The following is a 26,620-nucleotide window of genomic DNA, read 5'->3' on the forward strand; positions in this document are numbered from 1 at the left end:
GGATAACGCTCGCCCCCTACGTATTACCGCGGCTGCTGGCACGTAGTTAGCCGGGGCTTCTTCTGCAGGTACCGTCGGAATTCGTCCCTGCTGAAAGCGGTTTACAACCCGAAGGCCTTCGTCCCGCACGCGGCGTTGCTGCGTCAGGGTTTCCCCCATTGCGCAAAATTCCCCACTGCTGCCTCCCGTAGGAGTCTGGGCCGTATCTCAGTCCCAATGTGGCCGGTCGGCCTCTCAGCCCGGCTACCCGTCGAAAGCTAGGTGGGCCGTCACCCCGCCTACTACCTGATGGGCCGCGACCCCATCCCCCGCCGCCGGAGCTTTCCCGGCGGGGCCATGCGGCCTCGCCGGAGTACCCGGTATTAGCGCGGCTTTCGCCGCGTTATCCCGGAGCGGGGGGCAGGTTGGTCACGTGTTACTCACCCGTTCGCCACTCTATGTCCGCCCGAGGGCGGTTTAGTCGTTCGACTTGCATGTGTTAAGCACGCCGCCAGCGTTCATCCTGAGCCAGGATCAAACTCTCCGTTGAAGGAAGGGGGACGCCCGCGAGGGCCTCCCCCGATCGTTCGATTTGAAGCTCTTTGAAAGAAATTGTCTCTGCGCCGGGCCCCTCTGGGCCGCGGCGCCGGATCGTTGCTCGGCTTATGTCTTCCTGTCCACAGTATCCGGTTGTCAAGGTTCCCGCCGCGCCCCGCCTCGCGAGACGCGCAAGAAGATACTTTACCCTGCCGCCGCCTCCCCGTCAAGGGGTTATTTTCGGATTCTCGGAAATTTCTTTCCGGCCCTCCGGGGCGGCTGGTGCCAGTCGCCCGGCTCCAGGGGCTGCTCATCTCTCCTTGGAAAAAAGCAGCTTGTATATAATACGCATCGGCCATAGCTTGCGCAAGAAAAAAGTTTGCCGATTGGCCTAATCTAAGAGAAAATACCTGCGTTAATTGTTTCCTGGTCGTTAGAAGGCCAGTTCAACCAGTATTTGACAACGCTGCAGCACTTGTGGACGATTTGTGTTCCTGCTGCGTTCTATTCGGCGGGCTTCCAATCGCGCCCCACGATAACGAGCACGTCGGTCTCCAGATGATAGAAGTCGGCGTAGTCCGAAATTACCCGACCGACACCGAGCTGCTGCGCCACGCTCTGCGCAGCCGTCTGGAACTCGTCGGCGGCGTACACGACCAGGGTCTCGTCGTAGGCCTCGATATCGGTGTTGCCGATACCCTCGACGTTGAACCCGCGGTCCTCGAGGGAGTCGGAGATGCTTGCCGCCGCCCCGGAAACACCCGATCCGTTCTTCACGAACACCGTGAACGAAGAGGGATCGACCCGGGGAGCGGATTCCTGCGAGACCACGGGAGCCTGGCCCTGGCTCATGCTTGCCAGGTAATCGCCCCACGCGCCCTCGTCCACCCGGTAGATGACGATGCCGTCCCGCGAGATGTCGTCGCCGGGGAGCATGGCGCCGGAAATCGCTCCGACCCCCACGGAGGCCATAGACGTTATCAGATGGTTCACCTCGCCGGTGCTCTCGTCGGTGCGCAGGCATCCGGGCAACCGGTCGATGAGGGCATAGAATCCCAAGGAGTCCAGGGAGAGCAGCTTGGCAGACAACGAGCGAAGCACCTCTATGCGGTTGGCCGCCATTTGCCGAGCGCCTCCGCTGAGGTTGGTGGCGCGGACCATCGTGAGGGCTCCGGCGCCGTCGACCTGCTGCTGCCCAGCCGGCACGTACACGCTGCCGGCCCGGGGATCGTCAATCTCCTCGCCTACCTCGACCGAAATGCCGTCGAGGGCGTCCACCAAGGACCTCAAACCATCAGAGTCGATCTTCAGAACGTGAGTGATCGGCACCTCCGCTAAGGAGGAGACCGCCTCCACGACCCCGGCATCGCCCAAGTGGTCCCACAGATCGCTCAGCGTATAGAGCAGCCCGTCGTCGCCGGTGGAAACCACGTTCGAGGGGATGGCAATCACCTGGGCGGTCCTGTTCTCGGTGTCTACGTGCACGAGGGCGAAGGCGTCGTTGCTCTGGGCCTGGTCCGCCGACCCCACCGTGACCGGCGCCGAGGAGGCCGAACCGCTAGCGGCCAGGCCGTCTACGGCGGTGTCGGACACGTCGAGGGAATGCAGATCATCGGCGGAGGACGAGCGAACCCTTTCAGGAGCGACGTCCCCTTCCACGGAGAAATCGGCAAGCACCAGACTGTAGAAGGAGCCTTCCTTCGAGGCGGGCTGCAGCGCCGAGGCTGCATTGGAGTCGCCCAGGGCCAGGCGGGAGTCGATGGACCCCAGGAGCACGGCCACCCCCACCGCGACCGCGACCACGATGGCGACGGCAAGGGCTGCAACGATCGCGACCGCGGTCTTGACCCTGCGCTTGCGGTGCACCTCTCTGTCGAACCTGCGGGCGCCGACGCGGCCGCCCTTCCGAGGCGCCGCCGCATCGTCGACCTTCAGCACGCTGCTCACGTAGCCGCGCGATGCGCGACGCTGCTTGCGGGGATTGGAAAAGCCGACGGCGCTCGCGTTCGTTGGCCGCTCCGACAGCCGGCCCACCCCGGCGTGGGTACCTACGACGTTCGAGCGGATGTCCCGAGACGTGCGACGGGAGCGCCTGGGCTTGAAGCTGTCGGACCGCGCCACCGGACAGGCCAGCCTTACCGACCCGAGGCGTCGGCGGCGGGGCGGGACACGCGGGCGCCAAGACTGCGCAGCTTGCCGACGTAGTCCTCGTAGCCGCGGTCGATATGCTGCACCTTATGCACGCGCGTCTGGCCCTCGGCAGCAAGGCCCGCCAGAACGAGGGCCGCTCCGGCACGCAGGTCGGTGGACGAGACGTCGGCCCCCTGCAGCGCGCACGAGCCGCGGACGATGGCATGATGGTCCTCTATGGCGATGTCGGCCCCCATGCGCGCGAGCTCGCTTGCGAACATGAACCGGTTCTCGAACACGTTCTCCGTTATGACGGACATGCCCTCGGCACAGCTGGCCAGCAGCATGAACTGGGCTTGCAGATCGGTGGGAAACCCTGGATGAGGAAGCGTCTGGATGTCGGTGGGAACCAGCGCGCGGCTGCGCGAGACGGTCACGTAGTCGTCGCCCACCTCCACCGAACAGCCCATGGAGTCGAGCTTCATGAGGGCCATCCGCAGGAAGGCGGGGTCGACGCCGCGCACGGTGACCGGACCGCCCGTAAGCGCGCCGCCCACCAGGAACGTACCGGCCTCGATACGGTCGCCCACCGTCGTATGGGTGCAGGGATGCATGGACTGAAGCGGCACGCCCTCGACCTCGATCAGCGCCGAGCCGGCTCCGCTGATGCACGCCCCCATGGCGTTGAGCATGTTCGCCAAATCGACGATTTCGGGCTCTCGCGCCGCATTGCCCAACACAGTGCGCCCTTCGGCGACCACGGCCGCCATGAGCAGGTTCTCCGTTGCGCCCACGCTGGGAAAGTCCAGGACGACCTCGGCGCCGTGCAGTCCGCGGGGCGTCGAGGCATGGAGATTACCGTGCTCCATGTTGAATTCGACGCCAAGCGCCTGCAGGCCCACCAAATGCATGTCTATCTTGCGAGCGCCGATCTGGCAGCCGCCTGGCATGGCGACGCACGCCTTGCCGAAACGGCCGATGAGGGCGCCGAGCACCGAGATGCTTGCACGCATCTTCGAGACGAGCTCGTAGGGGGTCTGGTAAGAGTCGACCGGCGCCGTGTCTATGAGCAGGCTGTGCCCTTCGCGCTCCACCGTAGCGCCTAGGCGCCGGAGCACTTCGGCCATGATGTCGATATCCGAAATGAGCGGAACGTTGTCTATGCGAGAGGTGCCGCGCCCCAGAAGCGAGGCGGCCATGAGCTTCAGGGCGGAGTTCTTCGCACCGGAAACCGATACGGTGCCTTGGAGGGGAGAGCCCCCCTCGATAACGATGATCTCTTCGGCCATGGAGCCCCTCTATCCTCATGCCCGCCGAATCCGGAGCAGAGACGGCGAGGCGGTGTCGTTGCACGTGCCATTATAGAAAGCGGAGACCCCCGCTCGGAGGCCTCCGCAATGAAAACAGATGGTCGAAGGGGGCTTCGCGCCCCTTGCCCGCCCTGCCGGGACGACTAAGCGCCCAGCACGAAGCGCTGGAAGTCCAGGATGGAGATCTGGCCGCCCAGGGCCTTGGCCGTCTCGGCGGTGTAGTCGGCCACGGTCTGGTCGGGGTTCTTCACGAACTGCTGCTCGGTCAGCACGTTCTCCTTGTAGAACTTCTCCAGGCGGCCGGTGGCCATCTTTTCCTGGATAGCCTCGGGCTTGCCGGACTCGGCGGCCTGGGCCATGTAGATGGCCTTCTCGTGCTCGATGGTCTCGGCGGGAACGGCATCGCGGTTGGCGGCCACCGGGGAGGCGGCGGCAACCTGCATGGCGATATCGCGCCCGTAGGCCTTGAACTGGTCGGAGGCCGGGTCGATGCCCTCGAGGCCGAAGGCCACGAGCACACCGATCTTGCCGCCGCCGTGGATGTAGGAGGCCACGCCGTCGGCGGCCACGGTGGCGACGCGGGCGATCTGGGTGTTCTCGCCCATCACGTGGATGGCGTCAGTCACGACGGCCTCCACGGTCTCGCCCTCGCAGTCGGCGGCCTTCAGGGCCTCGACGTCCTGGGCGTCGGCGGCGAGGGCCGCCTTGGCGATGCGCTCGGCATAGGCCTTGAACTTGTCGTTCATGGCCACGAAGTCGGTCTCGCAGTTCAGCTCGACCATGGCACCCTTCGTGCAAGCGTCGTTGAGCACGCACATGACGGTGCCCTCGTTGGTGGCACGGCCGGCCTTCTTGGCCACGGCAGCCAAGCCGCGGGTGCGCAGCACGTCTACGGCCTTCTCCATGTCGCCCTCGGCCTCGACGAGCGCCTTCTTGCACTCCATCATGCCGGCGTCGGTCATCTCGCGCAGTTCCTTGACCATGGCAGCGGTGATGTTCGCCATTGATTCCTCCTTGACGGTGAAAGGGTTGGTTTACTCGGCAGCCTGCTCGGCGACCACGGCCGCGGCATCGGCGGCAGCTTCGACGGCGGCCTCGGCGGGGGTGGTGGTCTCGGCCACGGCAGCCGCGGCGACGTCGCCCTGGGCATCGGCGGCGCCGGCCATCTCGACGGCGGTCACCGGCACGCCCACGCCCGCAACCACGGCGTCGGCAATGAAGTCGGTGAGCAGACGCACCGAGCGGATGGCATCGTCGTTGGCGGGAATGCCGTAATCCACGTCGTCGGGATCGCAGTTGGTGTCCAGCGTGCCCACCACGGGGATGTTCAGGCGATGGGCTTCCTTGATGGCGATGGCCTCGCGGTTGGTGTCCACCACGAAGATGGCGTCGGGAACGCGCTTCATGTTGCGGATGCCGTTGAGGTTGGCCTGCAGCTTGGAGAGCTCCTTGAGCTTGAGGATCTGCTCCTTCTTGGGCAGCAGCGCCATGCGGCCGTCGGCCTCCATGGCCTCGAGCTCCTCCATATAGGAGACGCGCTGGCGGATGGTGACGAAGTTGGTGAGCATGCCGCCCAGCCAACGAGAGTTCACGTAGGGCATGCCACACTTGATGGCGGCGTCGGCCACGGCCTCCTGGGCCTGCTTCTTCGTGCCCACGAACAGCACGGTGCCGCCCTTGCGGGCAACGTCGGCGCAGAAGGTGTAGGCCTGGTCGAGGCCCACGAGCGTCTGCTTGAGGTCGAGGATGTAGATATCGCCGCGGCTGCCGAAGATGTAGGGCTTCATCTTGGGGTTCCAGCGACGGGTCTGGTGACCGAAGTGGCTGCCCGCATCGAGCAGCGTCTGAATGCTGACTTTCGCCATTGCTTTCTCCATTCGTTAGTCCTCTGCCCGCGGTCTTCCCCGGCCCCGCAGCCTTTTCCGGTGGCCACTAGCGGAGCCAAGTCACGCGAGCATGCGTGATTAGAAACCTGGCTATCCTACCACAGCCCCTCGCCTGTTTGCGCTTTTTCCCTTCCCGCAAACCCAACATCACGCTTCCTCCACAGCCTATTGGGTATACTCGGCCCCTGCACGCAATCGGTCAGGAGGGTAGATGGACTTCAACAAGGTAACCTTCGAGCGCTCTTTCGGCATTTCATCGCAGCTGCCCCCCTCCACCGTGGCGGAGGTGTCGTTCGCCGGGCGGTCGAACGTGGGCAAATCGTCGCTTCTGAACAAGCTGTTCAACCGCAAGAGCCTGGCGAAGGTGTCGTCCACCCCGGGCAAGACCTCCACCATCAACTTCTTCGAGAGCCCGGGGATGCGCTTCGTCGACCTTCCCGGCTACGGCTACGCGAAGGTGTCCAAGTCCGAGAAGGGGCGCTGGTCGGAGCTCATCGAGGGCTACTTCAACCAGGAGCGCAACTTCGCGCTGGTGGTGAGCCTGGTGGACATCCGCCACGAGCCGAGCGCCCTGGACCGCAACATGATCGCCTTCCTGCAGGAGGCGCAGCTGCCCTTCGCCGTGGTGCTGACCAAGGCGGACAAGCTCTCCCGCCAAGCCCAGATGAAGCAGCGGGCCGCCATCCGCAAGGCGCTGAAGCTGGGTTCCGACGTGCCCATGGCCGTGTGCTCGTCGGCCAACGGAGCCGGGATAGACGAAGTGCGCTCGATCATCGCCCGGGCCGTGGCAGACGGCGCGCCGGAGTAGGGACGCTTCGGGCGAAGGGCCTTAGGGCCGCACGAAGATCATGCCGGCCTGGACGCCGCCGATGATGACGCCCACGCCCTCCGTGGCCGCATGAATCATCTGGCCATTGCCGATGTAGACGCCGCAGTGCTGGGCGTTCACGGCGATGTCGCCGGGCTGCGGATCGCTTACCTGGGGCCAGCCGAGGAACGTATAGGTCGTGCCCAAGCGGGTATAGCTTCCGGAAACCGCGTAGCTCACCAGCCCCGAGCAGTCGAAGGCCCCGGGGCTGCAGGCCCCCCATACGTAGTCGGCGCCAAGGCAGCTGTAGGCACGGTCGACGATGGCGTTTCCGGTGGAGGGGTTGTACTCGACAGAAGGCGTAGTCGCGGAAGGCGCGGAGGCCGAGGGACCCGAGGCGTCGGAGGACTCCGAACCGCCCGAAACCCCCTGGGAGGCAGCGGCCTGCTGCTCGGCAGCCTGGCGGGCGGCCTCCTCCGCAGCGGCCTGGCGGGCGGCCTCCTCGGCTGCCGCACGCGCAGCGGCCTCCTCGGCCAAGCGCTGCGCCTCGCGCTCCTGCTCGAGCAGCTCGGCGGCTTCGGCGGAGAGGCTGTCGTAGGTAGCGCGCATGGCCTCGGTGGTCTCCTGGGCCTGCTGTTGGATGCGCTCGGCCTCGGCCGCCTTGTCGCGCGCCGTCTGCGTGCGCTCGTCCAAAATCACCTTCTGGTCGCGTATCTGCGAGCGGAGCTCCTTGGTCTGCTCGATCATCTCGGTGTCGCCGCGGTTGATGTCGACGAGCACCGACCAGCGCGTAGTGAAGTCCTCCCAGCTGGTAGCGCCCAGCAGCAGGTCGAGAAAACCGGTCTCGCCCTGGATGTACATGCTGCGCGCCCGCGACCCCAGACGATCCTGCATGGAGAGGATCTGCTCGGTGGCCTCGTCGATGGAGGCCTGGGCGGCAGCGGCCTCCTCTTCGGCGGCCTGCTGCTCGTCAAGGGCAGTGAAGTAGTCGTTGGAGGCTTTGTCGAGCACCTCCTGCATGGCGTCCAGCGACGCGAGCACCTCTTGGGCCTCGGCCTGCTTCTCCGCGGCCGTAGGCGTTGCGGATGCAGGGGATACGCAGGTCAGAGCAATGATGCAGGCAGAGACAAAGCACGTGAGCGCCGTGACGAGCGCGGTGCGAAAGGCGTGCGTATGCATGAATAGAAACCTCCGGTCGGTACCGTTTCGCGGGTATCTTTTCGACCAGAGTACCAAACAAGGCGGCAAACGGCAGGGGCTTTCGGCCCAATACGACAAGGGGCACAGAACGCGAACACACCGCCTCCATTCATCAGGGAACGGCTCAGCTTTCGCCGGGCGGCTCGCCGGCGGCCTACAGCCCGCGCTCGAACCCCTCGTCGCGCTGCAGCCCGCTCCCGTCGGCGGCGGCGGTGGCCAGCTGGTCGCAGCGCTCGTTCTCCGGATGGCCCGCATGGCCCTTCACCCACACAAAGCTCACCTCGTGGGGCTTTATCGCCTCCAGCAAGCGCTTCCACAAGTCGACGTTTTTCACCGGCTGCTTCGAGGCCGTCTTCCAGCCTCGGCGCACCCATCCCTCGACCCAGTGCTGCGCAAAGGCGTTGACCAGGTACTGGGAGTCGGAGTAGACGGTCACCTTGCAGGGGCGGCGCAGCGCCTCCAAGCCCACGATGGCGCCCAGAAGCTCCATGCGGTTGTTCGTCGTCTGCAGGAAACCGCAGGACAGCTCCTTCTCGTGCAGCTGCCCGGCGGAATCCGTGAAGCGCAGCACGGTGCCGTAGCCGCCCGGCCCAGGGTTGCCCCGAGACGAGCCGTCGGAGAACAGATCAACGACCTGCATAGCGCTTCTTGAAGAAGTCGAAACGGGGAGGCAGCTCGCAGACGCGGTGCGCCCCCTCCACGATCTCGCCGGCGCTGCACAGCTCCGCCATGCCGTCGAAGTCGTAGTTCCAGCTGAAGAACTCGTCGAAGGAGAAGTTCAGGTAGTCGCAGATGGTCTCGGTGCCGCCGGGGACTACCGGGTGCATGAGCAGCGTGCACACGCGCAGCAGGTAGAAGCTGTCCAGCAGCACCTGGCGGCGGGCCGCATCGTCGCCTGCGAGCTCGGCGTTCTTGATGCCGTCGGCCCAGTACTTGTTCGACCAGCGGATGAACTCGTCCATGAGGGCCATGATGCTGTGCAGCTCCACCTTGTGCATGATCGCATCGTAGGAGGCCATGGCGTCGTGGGCCCGCTGCAGGACCGCAGGCGTGACCTCCCCCACGGGCATGTTGCACCCGAAGGATTTCTGAGCCTCGTAGAAGCAGCTGCGCGCCAGACGGTTGAACACGTTCGTGAGCAGCGCAGACTCCTTGAGCACCGGGTCGGCCACCCGCGGGTCGCTGCGCTTGTCCGCATCCGGGTCGAAGGCCTTCGGCTTGAAGCCGACGGACTTCTGGTCAAGGCCCAGGGCCAGGAAGTGGGCCCGCAGCTCCTCGGCGGAGTAGTGCTCCAGGAGCTCGTCGGCCGTGGGCGGCTTCACCGCCCCCGAAGAGGACGCCTTCTTGTTGCCCAGCAGGATGTGGTAGTTGGCCACCAGGCGCGTCTGGCGCACGGGATGCTCGGTCGGCTCGCCCGTGACGATATCGGTGCCCGAGAGCGCCTCGAACATGGCCGTCTGGGCCACGCCGTAGAAGTAGAGGTTGTCCTGGCCGATGAACTGGTAGACCTGGGCGTCGGGGCTGCACCAGAAGTCCTTCCAGCTGTCCCGGGGAAGCCCCAGCTCGTCGTTGGCGGCGATGGTGAAGGAGATGGGCGCCCACAAGCTCTCCGGCCAGCACCACACCGTAAGGCCGCCAAGCCCCTCGATGTCCGGCGCCGCCACGCCCCACTCGATGTTGCCCGTGATGCGGAAGGGCACGAGGGTCTTGCCCGACCGGAAGCGGATGCCCGCCTTCTCCAGGACCGCACGGGCCACGTCGCGGTCCTCGATGTTGGCGAAGCCCACCTCGAAGCTCTGCTTGCCGTCGGCGGCCGGCACCACCTCGCAGGCGGGCAGTTCGTCCCGCACCTGGTTGAATGCCTCTTCCATATCGTTCTTCACGTACAGCACCGGCGGCAGCAAAAACTCCGCTATGGTCTGGGGCACGATCGCGCGCACGTCGGCATCGGCTCCGAGCTCGGCTGCGTAGGCGCGCAGGTAGTCGCCGAAGGCGGGCAGGTCGAAGTACCAGTTCTCCACCGGGCGCATCTCGGGCACGCATCCGGTAAGCGACGACTTCGGCGCGATAAGGTCCTCGGGCGCGTAGCTGTGGCCCAGGTCGCACTCGTCGGCGTAGGCCTTCTCGGACTTGCAGCCCTGCACAGGGCAGCGGCCGGTCACCTGGCGGCCGTTGAGGAAGGTCTGAGCCTGCGGGTCGAAGAACTGCAGGGTGGAGCGGCGGCGCAGATGCCCTGCTTCGTAGAGGGAACGGATGAAGCGGTCGGTGAAGGCCTGATGGACCTCCCCCGCATGGCCGATGCCCGACCCCTGGTAGATGCTCAGGCTGATGTCGTAAGCCGCAAGGGTGCGCTTCTGGGCCTCGTGGTTGCGCTCGACGTAGTCGGCGATGGTGCCGTCGAAGCCCGCTTCCTCCCTGAGCTTTCGGTACCCCTCGTTAATGGGGGAACCGAAGCAGTCCGTGCCGCTGATGAAGCGGACGTTGTCGGCTCCGATGCGGTCCCGCAGGAAACGGGCGAACGCGTCGGCGGGCACGAACACGCCGGCGATATGGCCGAAGTGCAGGGGCTTGTTGCCGTAGGGCATGCCCGCGGTCACTACGGCGCGGGCCGGCCACGCAGCCTGGAGGTTATCGGTCGCCATTCAATGCTCCTTCCGAAGACGAACCGAGCAATCCGAGTAGTGTCTCGCCGTCAAGGGAGGGTTTGCCCTCGGAGAGAAGGTCGAGCAGCTGCGAGAGATCGGACGAGTATCCGCCCAGGTGGTAGACATCGTAGCCGGAAAGACCGGCGAGCTGGGCCGCGTAAGCCACGGCGTCGTCCTCGTAGCCTATCCGGTCGGCCAGCCCGTTGTCCACCGCCTCGGTCCCCAGAAACGTCATGCCCGTCGCCAGCTCGCGCACCTCTTCGGCGCTCATGCCGCGCCCTTCGGCAACGGTTTCGATGAACTGGTCGTTCACCGCGTTAACCTGGTCCTGGTAGTACTGGCGCTCCTCCTCGGTGAGCGGGCGGTAGCCGTAGCTGGAATCCTTGCTGTCGGCCGACGCGATGGTGTCGATGGATATGCCCAGCTTCTCCATGAGCTCGGACAGGTCGGTCACCTGCATCAGCGTGCCGATGGCCCCCACGAAGGAGGACTTGGCCACGAAGATGCAGTCGGCCTGGCTGGATATCTCGTAGGCGGCGCTGGCGTTGAGCGATGCCGTGGAGACCACGATGGGCTTGTCGAAGTCGCGCACGAGCGCCGACATCTCCTCCCCCGCCGTGGACACGCCGCCGCCCGAATCGACCCGAAGCACCACGGCTTTGATATGGGGGTTCTCGCTGGCGATATCGAGCTGGGCCTTCAGCCCCTCCGGGCTGCAGGTGGTTCCGTCGTACTGGATGGTGCCGCTCATGTCGATGACCGCAACGGTGTCGCGCTCGAGGAACTCGGCCCCGTCGTAGAGCGACGAGGACCCCAGCGCTCCGAACGACGATGCGAAGAGGGCCGTGCACGAGCCCATGCCCACCACGAGCACAAGGCATACGCACAACGCCACCACGATGCCGACCACCCAGCCCCGGGACTGCCGCGGCTGGGCGGGAACCGCGTAGACCGGCTGCCCGCAAGCTCCGTACGGACCCCACTGCGGTGCGCCCGGCGCTGCGGACGGAGGCACGAAGGAGGCCGGCTGCGGCGGCGGGACGGCGGCCTGGCCCGGGTACTGCCCGCGATTCACGTTGTCGTCCATGCGCTCTCCCCTTCAGGCCTACAGCTCCGCCACGCCCTCGCCCTTGGCGCTACGGTTGGCCTTGCGGGCGGTGCGGATGAGGAACTCCTCATTGGTCTCGGTCTGCTTGAGCGATTTGATCAGCATGTCCATGGAGCGCTCCGTGGAGTTCATGTTCGAGAGGATGCGGCGCACGCCCCACACCAGGGTGGCCATCTGCGGGTCCATGAGCAGCTCCTCCTTGCGGGTGCCGGAAGCCACCGGGTCGATGGCCGGGAAGATGCGGCGGTCGGCCAAGTTGCGGTCGAGCTTGAGCTCCATGTTGCCGGTACCCTTGAACTCCTCGAAGATGACCTCGTCCATCTTCGAGCCCGTATCCACCAGCGCGGACGCCAGGATGGTGAGGCTGCCGCCGTTCTCGATGTTGCGGGCGGCGCCCAGGAAGCGCTTCGGCGGATAGAGGGCCGTGGAGTCCACGCCGCCGGACAGGATGCGCCCGCTGGCAGGCTGGGCCAGGTTGTAGGCGCGGGCGAGGCGCGTGATGGAGTCGAGCAGGATGACCACGTCGCGGCCCTCCTCAACCAAGCGCTTCGCGCGCTCGATGACCAGCTCGGCCACGGCGATATGGTTCTCCGTGGGCATGTCGAAGGTGGAGGAGATGACCTCGCCCTTGATGCTGCGCTGCATGTCGGTAACTTCCTCGGGACGCTCGTCCACCAGAAGGCACATGAGGTGCACCTCGGGATTGTTGGCCGTGATGGAGGCCGCGATGTCCTTCAGGATGGTGGTCTTGCCGGCCTTGGGGGGCGACACGATCAAGCCGCGCTGGCCCTTGCCGATGGGAGACACCAAGTCGATGACGCGGGCGGTGACGGCGCTCTTGCCGTGCTCCATGACCAGGCACTCGTCGGGATAAACCGGCGTAAGGTCGCCGAAGCGCACGCGATGGGCGGCCTCTTCGGGGTCGCGGCCGTTGACCGCGGTGATCTTCTGCAGGGCGCCGTACTTGTCGTTGGGGCGCGCCGGGCGCGTCTGGCCGGAGACCATATCGCCCTTGCGCAGGCCGAAGCGACGGATGAACTGCGTGCTGATGAAACAGTCGTCCTCGCCGGGCAAATAGCCGCTCGTGCGCAGGAAGCCGTAGCCGTCGGGCATGATGTCCAAGACGCCCGTGGCGTCCTTGAAGCCCTCGGCGCGCACCGCCGCCTGGAACACGGCTTCCACGAGCTCGGCCTTCTTCATGCCGGCGCCGTCGAGGCCCAGCGCCGTCGCCTTCTCGCGCAGCTCGGCAACCTTGAGCTTGGCCAGCTCGTCCTTGTTCACGCTGGGAACCATCTCGCGCTGCTGGTTGTTGTGGCGGCCGTGCTGCTTGCGGTTGCCGCCCTGGTTTCCCTGGTTGCCGTAGGGCTGCTGGCCGCGGTTGCCCTTGCCCTGCTGCTTCTGGCGACCTTGCTGTTTCTGGCTTTGGGTGCCCGAGGCCGGTCGGGGCTGGGGGCGGTCGGCGCTGCGCGCGGCGTCCTGGTGCTGCACCTTCACGCTCTTGCGGCGCACGCGGCCCTGGGGGCGCTGCGACTCGCCTTCGGAGCGGGGGGCCGCATCGTCCGCAGGCGCGCGGTTCTCGGTGCTCGCCTGCTCCGCCGCGTCCTGCTTGACCTTGGGCGGGCGGCCGCGACGGGGCTTGGGGGCCTCGTCAGCCGAAGCGGCGCTCTCGGCGTTCTCGGCGGCCTTCGCCTGCTCCGCGTCGGCCTTGCGCGGACGGCCGCGCTTGCGCTTGGGGGCCTCGGCGGGCGCACTCTCCGATGAGCCGGAGGCGTCGGAGGCGGAGGAGGCGCGGGTGCGCGTCTTACGGGCCGGGGCATCGGCGGCGGGGCGCCCCTCCGCGGTTACTGCTTCTTCGCTCATGCGTTCTTAACTTTCTCCCAATCCTTCATGAAAGCATCCAGGCCGCGGTCGGTCAGGGGATGCTGCACGCACTTCTTCAGGGCAGCGAAGGGCACCGTGGCGATATCGGCCCCCATGAGCGCCGCCTGGGCCACATGGTGGGGGCTGCGCACGGAGGCGGCAATGATCTCAATCTGCTGTCCGCCCACGGTGCTGTCGGTGAAGTCGTAGTTGCCGATGGCGGTCACCACGTCGGCCAGCTGGGCCAGGCCGTCCTCGGAGATGTCGTCGAAACGGCCTACGAAGGGGCTGATGTAGCGGGCGCCGGCCCGGGCGGCCATGATGGCCTGGGGCACCGTGAAGCACAGCGTCATGTTCACGGGGATGCCCTCCTGCGCCAGCTGGCGCGTGGCGGCCAGGCCCTCGATGGTGGTGGGGACCTTGACCACCACGTTGGGGGCCAAGGCGGCCAGAACCCGTCCGTCGGCGACGATGTCGTCGCGGGTCATGGCGACGCTCTCGGCGGAGACGGGGCCGTCCACCACGTCGCAGATGCGCTTGATATGGCTGTGGAAGTCATCCACCGAGCCGCCGGTGCGGGCGTAGAGCGTCGGGTTCGTGGTCACCCCCGCGAGCACGCCCCAGCTCGCCGCCTCCTCGATTTCCGCCAAATCGGCCGTATCCAGGAAAAACTTCACGCGTTCCCCTTCCCTTGCAAGGCTTACCGTTTCCCATGCGCCAACGACGCGCAGCAAGACACCTGTTCTCTTGGACTGATGTGAAAGACAGACGTACGCTCCCGATGGGCGCCGGCATGGCGACGGCGCAAAGGGAGCCTTGAAGAATCCACCTGCCCATAGTAGCGCAAGCCCGCAGGCGCTGCAAGAAAAACACAGCAGCAGCCGAGGCGCGCTACAGCCGCACGGGGATTCCGAAGGAGCGCATGGACTCCTTGACCTGGGAGATGGTGAACTCGCCGAAGTGGAAGACGCTCGCAGCCAGCACCGCGTCGGCCTCCCCCTCCAAGATCCCCTGGGCGAAATGCTCCAGGCACCCCACGCCGCCGCTGGCGATGACCGGGATGTCCACGGCGCGGGCCACGGCGCGGGTGAGCGCGCAGTCGAACCCCTCGCGGCTGCCGTCGCGGTCCATGGAGGTGAGCAGGATCTCGCCGGCACCAGCGCGGGCCGCCTGAGCAGCCCAGGCCACGGCGTCGATTCCCGTGGCCTTGCGCCCACCTGCCACGTAGACCTCCCAGCGGTTGGGCCTGCCCGCCTCCGCCTTGGCGTCCACGGCCACCACCACCGCCTGGCTGCCGAACGCCGCGGCGGCCCGGGATATGAGGGAGGGGTCGGCTACGGCGGCGCTGTTCACCGACACCTTGTCGGCGCCGGCAGCGATCATGGAGCGCATGTCTTCGACGCTTCGGAAGCCGCCCCCTACGCAATAGGGCAGATGCAGCGACGCAGAAGCGCGGCTGGCCAGCTCCTGGGCGGTCGCGCGCTTGTCGGAGGTGGCGGTGATGTCCAGGAACACCACCTCGTCGGCCTTCTGGGCGTCGTAGAGCTCGGCCAGCTCGATAGGGTCTCCCGCATCGCGCAGGCCCACGAAGTTCACGCCCTTCACCACCCGGCCGCCGGCCACGTCCAGGCAGGGGATCACGCGCTTCGCTAGCATGGACACCCCGCTTCCGTGGCCGCTGCGCACGCCCGCACGCCCTCTTCGACGGACAGGGAGCCCTCGTAGATAGCGCGGCCCGCGATCACGCCCTCGATATGCCGCGCAATGGGGGCGAGCGCCTCGATGTCGGATACGCCGGCCACGCCCCCGCTGGCGATGACCGGATGCCCGAACGCCTCGGCCATGGCCTTGTAGGCGGCCGGATCGATGCCGGTCTGCATACCGTCGCGGGCGATGTCGGTGTAGACCAGATGGCGGTAGCCCAGCTCCGCCATGGCCCGCGCCAGCTCGCAGGCGTCGCGGCCCGTTCCCTGCCGCCAGCCGGCCACGGCCACCTCTCCCCCTCGGGCGTCGATGCCTGCGGCCAGCAGATCGCCGAACTCGAAGGCTGCGTCGCGGGCGAAGGCCTCGTCGGCCACGAGCGCCGTTCCCAGCACGATGCGGGATACCCCGGCGTCGACCAGGCGGCGCACGGTGGCCAGGGAGCGGACGCCGCCGCCCACCTCCACCGAAAGCCCCGTGGCCGACACGATGGCCTCGATGGCGGCGATGTTCTCGGGCAGCCCCGAACGGGCGCCGTCCAAATCGACCACGTGCAGCCACGACGCGCCCTGCTCCGCGAAGACGCGGGCCTGGGCCACGGGGTCGTCGTTGTAGACGGTCACCCGGTCGTAGTCGCCCTTCATCAGTCGCACGGCCTTCCCGCCGAGGATGTCGATCGCCGGTAGCAGATACATGGGCACCTAGCCTTCCTGGGCAAGCGAGACGAAGTTCCGAAGCAGCCGATGACCCGCTTCAGAGCTCTTCTCCGGATGGAACTGCACGCCGAAGGCGCGATCGCCGTAGCGCACCGCGCTGGGGAAGCGCACGCTGTGGCGCGTGCGCCCGATGACGAAGGGGCCGTCGGGCACCGCGTAGCTGTGGGTGAAGTAGAAGTACTCGCCGTCGGGGATGCCGTCGAAGAGCGCAGAGGCGGCCGACGGATCGGCGCCCTCCCCCGCAAGCGACACGGTGTTCCACCCCACATGGGGAATCTTGTAGGGGTTGCCCGCCTCGTCGGTTCTGGGAAGGCGGCCGACCACCCCGGGCAGGATGCCCAGGCCGACGGCGTTATGGGAAGACTCCTCGTCGTCGGGCTCGGGAGCGCCTTCCACCCCCTCTTCGAACATGAGGTGCATGCCCAGGCAGATGCCCAGAAAAGGCGCGCCCTCGGCCACCCGGCGGCGCAGAAGCCCGTCCAGCCCCAGCCTGCGCAGCGCGTCGGCGGCGTCGGCGAAGGCGCCCACGCCCGGCAGCACGATGGCGCCGGCGGTGGCGATGTCGCTTGCGCGGTCGGTCACCGCCACCTGGGCACCGGCAGCCTGAAGCCCCCGCTGCACCGACAGCAGGTTTCCCTTGTGGTAGTCGACGACGGCGATAGTCATCACAGCACGCCCTTCGTGCTGGGAAGCTCCTCGGGGTGCCGCGCATCCACGGCTACCGCCTGGCGAAGCGCGCGCGCCACGGCCTTGAAGGCGGCCTCCACGATATGGTGGGCGTTCTCGCCGGCCAGCTGGCGCACGTGCAGCGTCACCCCGGCGTTGGAGGCGAAGGCGATGAAGAACTCCTTGGCCAGCGACGAGTCGAAGTCCCCGATCATGCCCCAGGGCACGTCGACGGCCCAATGGAGCTGCCCGCGCCCGGAGATGTCGCAGGCGGCCAGCACCAGCGCCTCGTCCATGGGCAGAGCAACGGACCCGAAGCGAACGATGCCGCGCTTGTCGCCCAGCGCCCGGGCGAAGGCCTGCCCCAGCACGATGCCCGTGTCCTCCACGCTGTGGTGCCCGTCCACCTCAAGGTCGCCCTCGCAAACGGCGTCCAGATCAAACGATCCGTGGCGGGCGAAGGCCTCGAGCATGTGGTCGAAGAATCCGATGCCCGTGCGCACCTGCGACCGACCCGTCCCGTCGATGCCCAGCCGCACCGATACGGAGGTCTCCTTGGTGGTTCGCTCGACAGCAGCTTCCCGCATCATCGATCCGCCTTCCGCTCACTTGGCCCCAGCGCCTCGGCCAGGGCCCCCAGAAACAGGTTGTTCTCCTGACGGGTGCCGATGCTCACCCGTAGGCAGTCGCTTGTCAGCGGGTTGCCCGAGAGGTCGCGCACCAGCACGCCTTGGTCGTAGAGCCGCTCCCATACCCGGTGGGCGTCGGGCACTCGCACAAGGATGAAGTTCGCGTCGCTTCGGTAGGGGCTCGCCTGGGGCATGGCCGCAAGCTCACCGAACACGCGCTCGCGCTCGGCCACGATACCCCTGATAGCGGGGGCGAACCGCTCCCGATTGCGAAACACCGCGCAAGCCGCCGTCTGGGAGAGCGCGTTGACCGAGTAGGGCTGGCGCACCTTGCAGAGCTGCTCGATCACCGTCGGCGCCCCCAAGACGTAACCCATGCGCACGCCGGCCAGGGCGTATGCCTTCGAGAACGTGCGCAGAACGAGCAGGTTCTCGTAGTCGCCCAGCAAGGGCATCACCGATTCGTCGCAGAACTCGCCGTAAGCCTCGTCCACCAGCACGAGCGCGTCGGTGGTATCCAGCAGGCGCCGGACGAAGCCTGCGGGCGCGGCGTTGCCGGTGGGGTTGTTCGGGCTCGTCACCACCACGTAGTCGACATCCCCGCGCGCCACCCGGGCAAGGACCGCCTCCTCGTCGATGGAGAAGTCCGCGCGCCGGGGCACGTTCTCCGTCTTCGTGTGGGTCAGGCGCGCGTTGGCTTCGTAGACCGAAAACGTCGGCGGCAGGTTCAGGAACGTCCGCCCCGGGCCTCCCCAGCACAGCGCCACGTCGAACAGCAGCTCGTCGCCGCCGTTGCCCACCAGCACCTGCTCGCGCCGCAAGCCGTAGGCCCGGGCTATCTGGTCGCGCAGCTCGTTGGCCAGAGGGTCAGGATAGCGGTTGAGCGGTACCCGCTTCAGCTCGCGGGCAATCTCCTGGCGCAGCTTGTCCTCCACGTCGAGCGGGTTCTCGTTGGCCGAGAGGAACGCCCGCGCAGGCAGGTACTTCGGGTCGTAGGGCTGCATCCGGGCCAGATGGGCGGCAGGGGGGCGCACGCTACGCATGGAGCGCTCCGCCCGCATCCTGCGAACCGCCCCCGAAGAGCGCGCCCGTCTCGAGCAGGTTCCTGCGCAGGGCCACGCTTTCGCGATGGGCCCACAGCCCCTCGTGGTCGGCGATGGCCATGACCGTGGCCGCATCGCGGGCCAAGGCCTGCGGCGAGTACTGGATGACGCTGGACTTCTTCACGAACTCATCCACCGAAAGCGGCGAGGCGAAGCGCGCCGTGCCCCCTGTGGGCAGCGTGTGGTTGGGGCCGGCCGCGTAGTCGCCCACGGCCTCGGGAGTCCACTCGCCCAGAAAGATAGCGCCGGCGTTGCGGACCTCGCCCAGGTAGTCGAGCGCATGGGCCACGTGCAGCTCCAGATGCTCCGGGGCGATGACGTTGACCGCCTGCAGCGCCTGGCCCATGGTCCGGCACACCACGACGAGCCCCTGTTCGTCCAGGGAGGCGCGGGTGATCTGGGCGCGGGTGGAGCGGGCCATGTGCGCTTCCACCGCCTGGAGCACCGCGTCGGCGTAGCCCTCGCTCAGGCATACCAGATAGCAGCTGGCCAGCGGGTCGTGCTCGGCCTGGGCCATGAGATCTATGGCCACGAGCGCAGGGTCGGCGGTCTCGTCGGCCACCACGCACACCTCGGAAGGGCCCGCGATCATGTCGATGCCCACGTCGCCCGACACGACCTTCTTGGCGGCGGCCACGTAGGCGTTGCCAGGGCCGGTTATCTTGTCCACCGGCGCGATGGAGGCGGTGCCGTAGGCCAGGGCGGCCACGGCCTGGGCGCCGCCCACGGTGTAGATCTCGGTCACGCCCGCGATGCGACAGGCCTCCAGGATGGCGGCGTCCACGGTGCCGTCGGCGGTAGGCGGGGTCGTCACCACGATGCGCCCCACCCCGGCCACCGATGCCGGGATGGCATTCATGAGCACCGTGGAGGGGTACAAGGCCCGGCCTCCCGGCACGTAGATGCCCACGGAGTCGAGCGGGGTCACCTTCGCTCCGGTGAGGGCGCCGTCCTGGCGCACCGTGAACCAGCTCTGCTGGCGCTGACGCTCGTGGAAGTCGCGGATCTGCGCGGCAGCCTGGCGAAGCGCGTCGGAGAGCTCGTCGCTGATCTGGCTGGCGGCCTCGGCTATGCGGCTGGGGGGAACGCGAAACGCCTCCGGAGACACGCCGTCGAAGCGCAGGGTGTACTCGTGCAGGGCTTCGTCCCCGCGCTCGCGCACGTCCTCGACGATGGCCGTGGCAGCCGTGAGCGCCTGGGCGTTGAACGCCCCCGTGCGCCTCAGATGCCCGTTTCCGAAAACCTCGCCGGGACCTAGGATGACACGACGCATGGCAAGTTCCTTCCTCTAGTTCGTCGAACCGGCAATGGGCTCGAAGGGTTGCGTTGCTGCGAAATCCGACAGACGCGCTGCCAGCTCGCCTATGCGCTCGTCGGTGCGCAAGGCCGAGCCGTTGGCGAAGAAGCGGGCCGTGGACGAGAGCACGTCGTCGACGATGACCAGGTTGTTCTCCCGAAGCGTAGCGCCTGTGGCAGTGATGTCGACGATCTGCTCGGCCAAGCCGGTGAGCGGCGCCAGCTCGATGTTGCCGTGCAGGGCTACGATGTCGCACTTCATGCAGCGTCCCTCGTAGTAGCGCTGCGCGATGCGCGGGTACTTCGTAGCCACCCTCACCGAGCCGTGGCGCTCGTAGCGCTCACGCACCTCGTCGGAGGTGCCAGCGGGCTCGGCCACGATGAAGCGGCAGGCGCCGAAGCGCAGGTCGGCAAGCTGAACCACGCTCGCATCGGTTTCCAGGAGCGAGTCGAGCCCGCAGATGCCGCAGTCGGCAGCGCCCAGGGCCACCAAGGCCGGCGCATCCGAGGGGCGCACGATAAGGTACTCGACGCCGCGGTTTCTGATGATGAGCGAACGCCCGGGATGCGCAAGCCCCGAAACGTCCAAGCCTGCGCCGGCAAGCACGGCGATGGCGTCGGCGTTGAGCGAGCCTTTCGGCACGGCCACGCGCAGCGGACGAGCCTCGCCCGACGTTGGAGCGCCTTGCTGCTCGGCAGCCTCCATACAGGCCTCCAGCCCCAGGGCGAACCCGGCCGCCGGGCGGCTTGCCCCGTAGGAGCCGAGCATGTTGTCGTAGCGCCCGCCCCGGGCCAAGGCGTCGGCGCGAGCGGGGGCGAACACCTCGAACACGAACCCGGTGTAGTAGTCGAACGAGCTCATGATGGAGAAGTCGACAAGCAGCCGCTCGCCCAGGCCCCGCCGGTCGAGCTCGTCGACAAGGCTCTTAAGCTCGGCCAGGCAGCCGGCGCAACCCAGGGGACCCGCAAGGGCCTCCGCCTCCGCAACGGCGCCGCGCCCGCCGCGAATGCGGGCAAGCGAGGCGATGGCCGAGCCGTACACCGGAGCCACGCATGCCGCATCCGAGCAGAGCCGGTCGACCTCCACGAGGTCGGAGGCATGGTAGGCCTCCAGGACCGCGCGCCTCCACGGCTCGGGCGCCCCGCAGGACTCCAGCAGCCGCCGCAGCACCCCCACCGAGGCCACGGCGATGGTGAACTCCCCCACGCCACAAAGCTCCAAGGCGCGGGCAGCCAGAACGACCACCTCGGCATCGACGGCCGCACCGCTTGGGCCGACGCATTCGATGCCGATCTGGGTCTCCTCGCGCGGGTCGGCCCGAAAGGGGTTCTTCGCCTCGCGAAAGACGCGCTGGGTGTAGCGCAGGCGAACGGGGCCGTCCTGCGCGGCCAGCCTGGTGGCGCATACCCGCGCGATCTGGGACGTGACGTCAGGGCGCATGGCGAGAAGCGTGCCGCTGGCGTCGAACAGCCGAAAGGGCGACGCGGGCATGCGGCCGCCCGCGTCGGCCACGGCCATGACCTCGAGCGTGGGCGTCTCGATGGGCGCATAGCCCGCCTCGGCGAACAGGTCCTGCAGACGGCGCACGAGCACTTCGCGGCGCAGGGCCTCGTCGGGGAGAATATCGCGGAACCCCTGGGGGGTGCTGTAGATCATGCCCTTCGATCCTTCTTCTGCGGGAGCTTCCACATCGCGCTCCCTCCAGACGCCTGAGTCCGGTGGGAACCCTATCGAGCCGTCACTTTACCACAGTAGAGTACTAAAGTGACGGCATCGGCGAGACCACAACAAACCGCCATAGGGGCTAGCTAAGCCCCCGCACGTAGGCCTGCATGGAAAGCGCCAGGTAGATACAGGCGACCACGAACAACGTGGCCAGCAGCTTGCCGGCCAGCGGCCAGCGGCTCCTCCATGCAAGCACGATGCCCGCCGGCCAGAACACCACCAGGAACACCACGATCCAGAAGGTCTGGTCGTACCACTTCGCCGGCGCGGAGCCCGGCTGCTGCAGCGGCCCCTCCTCGCGGGCGCGACGGCGCTGGTCGCGATGGAGCCAATCCCCCGCTCGACGATCGTCCTCAGCCACGGCTACCACCTTTCCGAAAGAAGCCCGCAGGCCCCGTACGGGCGCCTGCGGGCTCCATTATAGCGAAGCGGTGCGGTCAGCGAACCTACTTCAGGGTAACGAAGTCGGTGTCGATGGCCTCCTCCAGGTACTCCTTCATGGGACTGGGGCCGTACTCCTCCAGCTGATCCACGTGCCAGCACTCGGTGGCAGGCAGGCCCTGAATGTGCTCGGCCACGAACACCGGGTCCTTGCCGGCCTTGCGCTGGGCGGTGTAGTCATCCAGGGCCCGCAGCGCCCACTTGCCCAGAAGCAGGATGGCGATCAGGTTCACGATAGCCATGAAGCCCATGAAGATGTCGGCCAGGTTCCAGGCCAAATCGAAGCTGTTCACCGCGCCATAGTAGATGAAGGCCAGGCACAGCACGCGGAACACGAGCAGAGCCCAGCGGTTCTTCGTGATGAAGCGGAAGTTGCTCTCGGCGTAGAAGTAGTTGCCGATGAGGCTGGAGAACGCGAAGGCGAAGATGGCGAAGGTCATGAAATGGATACCCATCTCGCCTACGGAGTTGTTCACAGCCATCTGCACGAGCGGCATGCCGTTGAGCGCTTCGGCCGCGGCGGGGTTCTGCACGTAGAACACCATGACCATCATGGCGGAGCAGGTGCAGATGACCAGCGTGTCGATGTAGACGGACAGGCTCTGCACCAGGCCCTGCTTGCAGGGATGCGAGACGCTGGCGGTTGCGGCGGCGTTGGGGGCCGAGCCCATGCCGGCCTCGTTGGAGAACAGGCCGCGCTTGATGCCCAGCATGACCACCGAGCCCGCGAAGCCGCCCGCGATGGACTGGAAGTTGAAGGCGGAGGCGAACATGGTGGAGAACACCGCGGGGATCTCGCCGAGGTTGGTCACCGTGGTCCATACGGCCAGCGCGATGTAGGCGATGGCCATGACGGGCACGATGATGGAGGTGATGATGGAGATGCGGGACGCGCCGCCGAAGATGACGAAGGCGGTGAACACGGCCAGCACGATGCCCACGGCGATGGCGGCGCCGTTGGTGGCGTAGTCGGGGATGTAGTACTCCAGCGCGCTCGCGGCGTTGTATGCCTGCAGGCCGTTGAAGCCGAAGGCGAAGCAGAGGATGAGCAGCACCGCGAACAGGATGGCCAGCCAGCGCTTGCCCAAGGCCTGGTCGATGTAGTAGGCCGGGCCGCCCCGGTACTCCCCTTCCTTGCCGCGCACCTTCCAGATCTGGGCCAAGGTGCTCTCGATGAACGCCGAGGCGGCGCCCACGATGCACATGATCCACATCCACACCACGGCACCCGGGCCGCCCGTGGCAATAGCCGTGGCCACACCGGCGATGTTGCCGGTGCCGACACGACTAGCCGTGGACACCATGAGCGCCTGGAACGACGAAATGGACTTCTGGCCGGGAACGTGCTTCTTCTCCGTCAGCTGCGTGAACATGTCCTTGATGTAGCGCACCTGCACGAACTTCGTCCGCACGGAGAAGTAGATACCCACGAAGACGAGCAGTATCACCAGGATGTAGGTGTACATGAACCCGTCGATTTCGCCCGTTACGGCGACGAGCATGTCGTTGAGACCTTCCATGGCTCTCCTTTCTGTGTTTGCCGAGATTCCCCGAAACTCCTCTGGTGCCGGATTTTACACGATAGGAGGCCGCATCCCCGCCACAATGTCCGCTTCCCGGGCCAAGCGGGCTTCACGGAGCCCGGCAAGGTCGCAACGCAGGGTCTAGAAGAACACCTCCGAGACGTGGCGGTAGAAGCGCTGGCTGCCGCTTCGCAGCAGCACCGTGGGCGCGTCGCCGCGCTGCACGTAGATGCGCCGGGGCGCCGACGGCAGGTCCAGCAGGTCCCCGTCGATGAACACCGTGGCGTCGCGCCCCTCGCCGTTGCGCGACAGGTCAAGCTCCACCACGTCGGAGGGGTCCGTCACGATGGCGCGGCTGCGCAGCGAGTGGGGGGAGATGGGCACGGCCACCAGGTTCTTCGAGAGCGGAGCGAGCACGGGTCCGCCGGCGGAGAGGGCGTAGGCGGTCGAGCCCGTGGCAGAGGCCACCACGAATCCGTCGCCGCGCACGTCGTCGATGGGCTGGCCGGCGATGGTGAGCCCCACCTCGATCACGCGCCCGTTCGCGCCGCGGGTCACCGCCAGCTCGTTGAGGGCGAAAAACGATGCCGGGGCGCATCGGCCCTGTGCCGATGCGAACGCTTCGGGCGCACCGTCCCCCCACCCGTCCTCGAAGGGGTCGCGCTGCCCTTCGCAGACCACCGTCACCGCAAGGTTCGTCCGGCGCTCTTCGGCAAGCTCGCCGGCAAGAGCCTGGCCTACCAACGCGACGACCCCCTCGTCGTTGGGGTTGGCCAGAAAGCCTAGATGCCCGAAGTTGACCCCCAGGATGGGCACGGCGGCAGATCCCACTAGATGCGAGGTCTTGAGCATGGTGCCATCGCCGCCCAGAACCACGGCAAGGGCGCTTTGACGCGCGACGGCGCACAGCCGCTCGTCGCGGTCGCTGCAGTCGGGGCCGCCAAGGTCGCATACGGTGTGGTCGATGCCCTGATTGTCCAGATAAAGCCCCAGAAGAAGCGACGCCTCCATGGCCTGTCTGTTGGAGTTATTGCGTACGATGAGGATATGCATGAGCTCGTTCCTTCGCAGAGGGATATGATGGAGCCATTATAGTCGCTGTCTACTCTAAGGGGTGCGCCTTTACGCGCTATGGCTCAGAATAGCTCCTATGCCCGCCACGCCCGTCCGGTCAACCCCGGCCGCACGTCCGAGCTGTTCGTGGGCGGCCGCCACGCCGGCGTCGACCGTACCGTCGTTGTCGCAGCCGTAGCCGAATCCGTCGTTTCCGACCGTTCGCGCCGTCCCGCCAGGACCGTCGTCGCAGGCGACCCGTCCAGGACCGAGCCTTTGGCCTCCCCGGGTGAAACCGCACGCATCTACGTGGGCGGCTCCCATGCCGGCACCGACCGCACCCGCGCATCCGACCCGCTCGCCCCCCAAACGTCGCCTTCCGACTTCTCCGGCGCCCCCGCGCAAAGCCCGCGCGGCCGCTACCGGCAGCGGCCCGCCTCGCAAGCCGTCGCCTTCGAGCGCCCGGACAGCCCTTGCCCCGAAGCCGAATCGAGCGCGACCACGGCCGCCCTGCGGCTTCGGGCCCGACACGGCGCCCCTGCGCCCGCCAAGACGACGCAGCGCGTCCGGGAAGCCGGCGATGGCGCCCTGGCGGCGCGCGGCGAGGGAAAGGACGTGGGCTCCTCGGCGGCGCTCATGAGCCTCTGCGTGATCGTCTCCCGCATCACCGGCTTCGGGCGCACCTGGGCCATGGCCTTCGCCCTCGGCTCGACCATGCTCTCGAGCGCCTACGCGGTGGCTAACAACCTGCCCAACATGCTCTACGAGCTGGTGGCGGGCGGCATGATCGTCACCGCGTTTCTGCCCGTGTACCTGTCCACGAAGAAGCGCCTGGGGGACAAGGCGGGCAACGAGTATGCCTCGAACCTGCTCACGCTCGTTTTTCTGCTCTGCGTCGTGCTGGCAGCCGTCTGCATGGCCTTCCCGTCGGCCATCATCTACACACAGAGCTTCTATTCCGACCAGAGCACCATGGCAAGCGCCGTGTTCCTGTTCCAGTTCTTCGCCATCCAGGTGGTCTTCTACGGGGCGAGCACTATTCTGGGAGGGCTGCTCAACGCGAACCGCGACTACCTGTGGCCCGCCATCGCGCCGGTGGCCAACAACGTGGTGGTCATCGCCACCTTCGTCGTCTACGCTTACCTGGCGCCCCATGACCCGCAGGCGGCGCTCTACGTCATCGCCGTGGGCAACCCCCTGGGCGTGTTCATGCAGATGGCCTTGCAGCTGCCGGCCCTGCGCCGCAACGGCATCCGGCTGCGGCCCCGCATCAACCTGCGCGACCCGGCCCTTGCCGAGACACTGCGGCTGGGGGTCCCCATCCTGCTAGTCACCGTGTGCACGTTCGCGGTGGTGTCGGTGCAGAACGCTGCCAGCTACGTGTTCGTCGACTACGGCCCGTCGGTGATCGCCTACTCGCGCCTGTGGTTCACGCTGCCCTACTCGTTTCTGGCCGTCCCCATCACCACGGCCATGTTCACCGAGCTGGCCGATATGCACGCCGAGGGAAACATGGCCGGCGTCAAGCGGGGCATCGTCTCCGGCTCCGCCCAGATACTCTTCCTCATGATCCCCTTCGCGCTGTACCTGGTCGTGTTCTCGCTGCCGCTCATCACGCTTTACCATGCGGGGGCCTTCACCATGGACGCCGCCGCGGTAATCGCCTCCTACCTTGCCACGTTCGCGCTGGCCCTTCCCGTCTACGCCTTGAGCGCCTACTATCAGAAGGTGTTCAGCAGCCTGCGCCGGACCGGGGTGTTCGCCCTTTTCAGCCTGGTCGCGTCTTTGGCTCAGGTGGCGCTTACGGCCTGGGGCGCGGCCAACCCCCATCTGGTCTCCATCAACGTCATCGCATGGGGCGACGTGCTGTTCGGCGTGGTTCTTGATGCGTGCCTGTGGATGTACCTGAGGCTGCGCCTGGGATCTTTCGGCCTGCGGCGCCTTGTGAGGCCCACAGTGCTGGGCCTTGCCTTCGGCGGCCTGGGCGCCGCGGCCGGCTGGGGGGCGCTTCGGGCCTTGGAGCACTTCGTCGCGCCGTTGTCCGGCTCCATCCTGCAGGCTTTGGGCTACACCGCGGCAGGCGGGCTGCTCTCGCTGGCGGTGACCTTCGGATTGGCCCTGGCCTTCAAGGTGCCCGAAGCTGCCTTCGTGTCGAACGCCCTGGGCAAGCTTGCGCGACGCATCCGGCGCCGATAACCGCCTCCTCTCCTCCCTCGAACGCGTGCGCACTTCGGCCCGGGGCCCCAAAACGAGCGGCCCGAACGCAGCGCATGAAAAAGGCGCGCCCTTGAGAGCGCGCCTGC

At 67.1% G+C, this 26,620-nt stretch carries 22 protein-coding genes and 1 rRNA gene; 2 read left to right on the forward strand and 21 right to left on the reverse strand.

From position 1 onward, the window contains the following. The 5 genes from NFR41_RS09760 to rpsB form a co-directional block, all read right to left on the reverse strand. A 16S ribosomal RNA gene (locus NFR41_RS09760) occupies positions 1 to 529 on the reverse strand; the annotation flags it as partial. Positions 530 to 1,020: 491 nt separating this feature from the next. Beyond that, positions 1,021 to 2,637 (reverse strand): LCP family protein, encoded by a 1,617-nt coding sequence (locus NFR41_RS09765; protein WP_251231704.1) that lies wholly within the window; start codon positions 2,635 to 2,637, stop codon positions 1,021 to 1,023. Between the two features lie 14 nt (positions 2,638 to 2,651). Beyond that, on the reverse strand, positions 2,652 to 3,935 hold the full coding sequence (gene murA / locus NFR41_RS09770; protein WP_251231705.1) for a UDP-N-acetylglucosamine 1-carboxyvinyltransferase: 1,284 nt from the start codon (positions 3,933 to 3,935) through the stop codon (positions 2,652 to 2,654). A 164-nt stretch (positions 3,936 to 4,099) separates the two neighbouring features. Then, positions 4,100 to 4,960, reverse strand: a complete 861-nt coding sequence (gene tsf, locus NFR41_RS09775) for a translation elongation factor Ts (RefSeq protein WP_160213804.1) — start codon at positions 4,958 to 4,960, stop codon at positions 4,100 to 4,102. A gap of 30 nt (positions 4,961 to 4,990) precedes the next feature. Next, positions 4,991 to 5,821, reverse strand: a complete 831-nt coding sequence (rpsB, locus tag NFR41_RS09780) for a 30S ribosomal protein S2 (protein WP_160213806.1) — start codon at positions 5,819 to 5,821, stop codon at positions 4,991 to 4,993. 232 nt (positions 5,822 to 6,053) lie between these two features. Between rpsB and yihA the strand changes: the two genes are divergently transcribed. Next, complete coding sequence (gene yihA, locus NFR41_RS09785) at positions 6,054 to 6,650, forward strand: ribosome biogenesis GTP-binding protein YihA/YsxC (RefSeq protein ID WP_251231706.1); 597 nt, start codon at positions 6,054 to 6,056, stop codon at positions 6,648 to 6,650. A gap of 21 nt (positions 6,651 to 6,671) precedes the next feature. Here the strand turns inward: yihA and NFR41_RS09790 are convergent, their stop codons facing one another. The 16 genes from NFR41_RS09790 to NFR41_RS09865 form a co-directional block, all read right to left on the reverse strand. Next, positions 6,672 to 7,829 carry a coiled-coil domain-containing protein gene (locus NFR41_RS09790; protein ID WP_160213810.1) on the reverse strand — a complete coding sequence of 386 codons (1,158 nt, stop codon included), beginning with the start codon at positions 7,827 to 7,829 and terminating at the stop codon, positions 6,672 to 6,674. A 175-nt stretch (positions 7,830 to 8,004) separates the two neighbouring features. Further along, entirely contained in the window at positions 8,005 to 8,490 is a 486-nt protein-coding gene (gene rnhA, locus NFR41_RS09795; RefSeq protein WP_160213812.1) for a ribonuclease HI, read from the reverse strand. Continuing rightward, the gene (locus NFR41_RS09800) at positions 8,477 to 10,492 is read right to left on the reverse strand and encodes a class I tRNA ligase family protein (protein WP_251231707.1); all 2,016 of its coding nucleotides are present in this window, start codon (positions 10,490 to 10,492) and stop codon (positions 8,477 to 8,479) included. The genes rnhA and NFR41_RS09800 overlap by 14 nt, the downstream gene beginning before the upstream one ends. Next, the gene (sppA, locus tag NFR41_RS09805) at positions 10,479 to 11,582 is read right to left on the reverse strand and encodes a signal peptide peptidase SppA (RefSeq protein ID WP_251231708.1); all 1,104 of its coding nucleotides are present in this window, start codon (positions 11,580 to 11,582) and stop codon (positions 10,479 to 10,481) included. Before sppA ends, NFR41_RS09800 begins: the two co-directional genes overlap by 14 nt. A gap of 18 nt (positions 11,583 to 11,600) precedes the next feature. Then, positions 11,601 to 13,463 carry a transcription termination factor Rho gene (rho, locus tag NFR41_RS09810; RefSeq protein WP_160213818.1) on the reverse strand — a complete coding sequence of 621 codons (1,863 nt, stop codon included), beginning with the start codon at positions 13,461 to 13,463 and terminating at the stop codon, positions 11,601 to 11,603. Further along, on the reverse strand, positions 13,460 to 14,140 hold the full coding sequence (locus NFR41_RS09815) for a transaldolase family protein (RefSeq protein WP_251231709.1): 681 nt from the start codon (positions 14,138 to 14,140) through the stop codon (positions 13,460 to 13,462). Before NFR41_RS09815 ends, rho begins: the two co-directional genes overlap by 4 nt. Before the next feature lie 214 nt (positions 14,141 to 14,354). Further along, the gene (gene hisF, locus NFR41_RS09820) at positions 14,355 to 15,119 is read right to left on the reverse strand and encodes an imidazole glycerol phosphate synthase subunit HisF (protein WP_251231710.1); all 765 of its coding nucleotides are present in this window, start codon (positions 15,117 to 15,119) and stop codon (positions 14,355 to 14,357) included. Further along, positions 15,113 to 15,859, reverse strand: coding sequence for a 1-(5-phosphoribosyl)-5-[(5-phosphoribosylamino)methylideneamino]imidazole-4-carboxamide isomerase (hisA, locus tag NFR41_RS09825; RefSeq protein ID WP_251231711.1), 747 nt, complete (start codon positions 15,857 to 15,859; stop codon positions 15,113 to 15,115). Before hisA ends, hisF begins: the two co-directional genes overlap by 7 nt. Before the next feature lie 6 nt (positions 15,860 to 15,865). Next, complete coding sequence (gene hisH, locus NFR41_RS09830; protein ID WP_251231723.1) at positions 15,866 to 16,546, reverse strand: imidazole glycerol phosphate synthase subunit HisH; 681 nt, start codon at positions 16,544 to 16,546, stop codon at positions 15,866 to 15,868. Continuing rightward, complete coding sequence (gene hisB, locus NFR41_RS09835; protein WP_285833873.1) at positions 16,546 to 17,136, reverse strand: imidazoleglycerol-phosphate dehydratase HisB; 591 nt, start codon at positions 17,134 to 17,136, stop codon at positions 16,546 to 16,548. The genes hisH and hisB overlap by 1 nt, the downstream gene beginning before the upstream one ends. Beyond that, positions 17,133 to 18,218, reverse strand: coding sequence for a histidinol-phosphate transaminase (hisC, locus tag NFR41_RS09840; protein ID WP_251231712.1), 1,086 nt, complete (start codon positions 18,216 to 18,218; stop codon positions 17,133 to 17,135). The genes hisB and hisC overlap by 4 nt, the downstream gene beginning before the upstream one ends. Beyond that, positions 18,211 to 19,551, reverse strand: a complete 1,341-nt coding sequence (hisD, locus tag NFR41_RS09845; protein WP_251231713.1) for a histidinol dehydrogenase — start codon at positions 19,549 to 19,551, stop codon at positions 18,211 to 18,213. Before hisD ends, hisC begins: the two co-directional genes overlap by 8 nt. A 15-nt stretch (positions 19,552 to 19,566) precedes the next feature. Beyond that, a complete protein-coding gene (hisG, locus tag NFR41_RS09850; RefSeq protein ID WP_251231714.1) occupies positions 19,567 to 21,231 on the reverse strand; it encodes an ATP phosphoribosyltransferase in 1,665 nt (554 codons plus the stop codon). Between the two features lie 148 nt (positions 21,232 to 21,379). Next, the gene (locus NFR41_RS09855; protein WP_251231715.1) at positions 21,380 to 21,661 is read right to left on the reverse strand and encodes a holotricin-3; all 282 of its coding nucleotides are present in this window, start codon (positions 21,659 to 21,661) and stop codon (positions 21,380 to 21,382) included. Positions 21,662 to 21,746: 85 nt separating this feature from the next. Then, a complete protein-coding gene (locus tag NFR41_RS09860) occupies positions 21,747 to 23,261 on the reverse strand; it encodes an alanine/glycine:cation symporter family protein (RefSeq protein ID WP_251231716.1) in 1,515 nt (504 codons plus the stop codon). 144 nt (positions 23,262 to 23,405) lie between these two features. Continuing rightward, entirely contained in the window at positions 23,406 to 24,317 is a 912-nt protein-coding gene (locus NFR41_RS09865) for an NAD(+)/NADH kinase (protein ID WP_251231717.1), read from the reverse strand. A 78-nt stretch (positions 24,318 to 24,395) separates the two neighbouring features. On the opposite strand from NFR41_RS09865, the gene NFR41_RS09870 reads away from it, so the two are divergent. Beyond that, positions 24,396 to 26,513, forward strand: coding sequence for a lipid II flippase MurJ (locus NFR41_RS09870; RefSeq protein ID WP_251231718.1), 2,118 nt, complete (start codon positions 24,396 to 24,398; stop codon positions 26,511 to 26,513). Positions 26,514 to 26,620 lie beyond the last annotated feature (107 nt).

This window comes from Adlercreutzia aquisgranensis (genome assembly GCF_943193145.1).
GTDB lineage: Bacteria > Actinomycetota > Coriobacteriia > Coriobacteriales > Eggerthellaceae > Xiamenia > Xiamenia aquisgranensis.

Bases quoted from the DNA above. Each gene is read 5' to 3' on its own strand.
- rho (WP_160213818.1), bottom strand. From the start codon at position 13,463: ATGAGCGAAGAAGCAGTAACCGCGGAGGGGCGCCCCGCCGCCGATGCC.
- hisH (WP_251231723.1), bottom strand. From the start codon at position 16,546: ATGACTATCGCCGTCGTCGACTACCACAAGGGAAACCTGCTGTCGGTG.
- NFR41_RS09865 (WP_251231717.1), bottom strand. From the start codon at position 24,317: ATGCATATCCTCATCGTACGCAATAACTCCAACAGACAGGCCATGGAG.
- NFR41_RS09870 (WP_251231718.1), top strand. From the start codon at position 24,396: ATGGCTCAGAATAGCTCCTATGCCCGCCACGCCCGTCCGGTCAACCCC.
- NFR41_RS09860 (WP_251231716.1), bottom strand. From the start codon at position 23,261: ATGGAAGGTCTCAACGACATGCTCGTCGCCGTAACGGGCGAAATCGAC.
- NFR41_RS09790 (WP_160213810.1), bottom strand. From the start codon at position 7,829: ATGCATACGCACGCCTTTCGCACCGCGCTCGTCACGGCGCTCACGTGC.
- hisG (WP_251231714.1), bottom strand. From the start codon at position 21,231: ATGATCTACAGCACCCCCCAGGGGTTCCGCGATATTCTCCCCGACGAG.
- hisD (WP_251231713.1), bottom strand. From the start codon at position 19,551: ATGCGTCGTGTCATCCTAGGTCCCGGCGAGGTTTTCGGAAACGGGCAT.
- sppA (WP_251231708.1), bottom strand. From the start codon at position 11,582: ATGGACGACAACGTGAATCGCGGGCAGTACCCGGGCCAGGCCGCCGTC.
- murA (WP_251231705.1), bottom strand. From the start codon at position 3,935: ATGGCCGAAGAGATCATCGTTATCGAGGGGGGCTCTCCCCTCCAAGGC.
- NFR41_RS09800 (WP_251231707.1), bottom strand. From the start codon at position 10,492: ATGGCGACCGATAACCTCCAGGCTGCGTGGCCGGCCCGCGCCGTAGTG.
- hisC (WP_251231712.1), bottom strand. From the start codon at position 18,218: ATGCGTAGCGTGCGCCCCCCTGCCGCCCATCTGGCCCGGATGCAGCCC.
- yihA (WP_251231706.1), top strand. From the start codon at position 6,054: ATGGACTTCAACAAGGTAACCTTCGAGCGCTCTTTCGGCATTTCATCG.
- rnhA (WP_160213812.1), bottom strand. From the start codon at position 8,490: ATGCAGGTCGTTGATCTGTTCTCCGACGGCTCGTCTCGGGGCAACCCT.
- rpsB (WP_160213806.1), bottom strand. From the start codon at position 5,821: ATGGCGAAAGTCAGCATTCAGACGCTGCTCGATGCGGGCAGCCACTTC.
- hisA (WP_251231711.1), bottom strand. From the start codon at position 15,859: ATGTATCTGCTACCGGCGATCGACATCCTCGGCGGGAAGGCCGTGCGA.
- hisF (WP_251231710.1), bottom strand. From the start codon at position 15,119: ATGCTAGCGAAGCGCGTGATCCCCTGCCTGGACGTGGCCGGCGGCCGG.
- hisB (WP_285833873.1), bottom strand. From the start codon at position 17,136: ATGATGCGGGAAGCTGCTGTCGAGCGAACCACCAAGGAGACCTCCGTA.
- tsf (WP_160213804.1), bottom strand. From the start codon at position 4,960: ATGGCGAACATCACCGCTGCCATGGTCAAGGAACTGCGCGAGATGACC.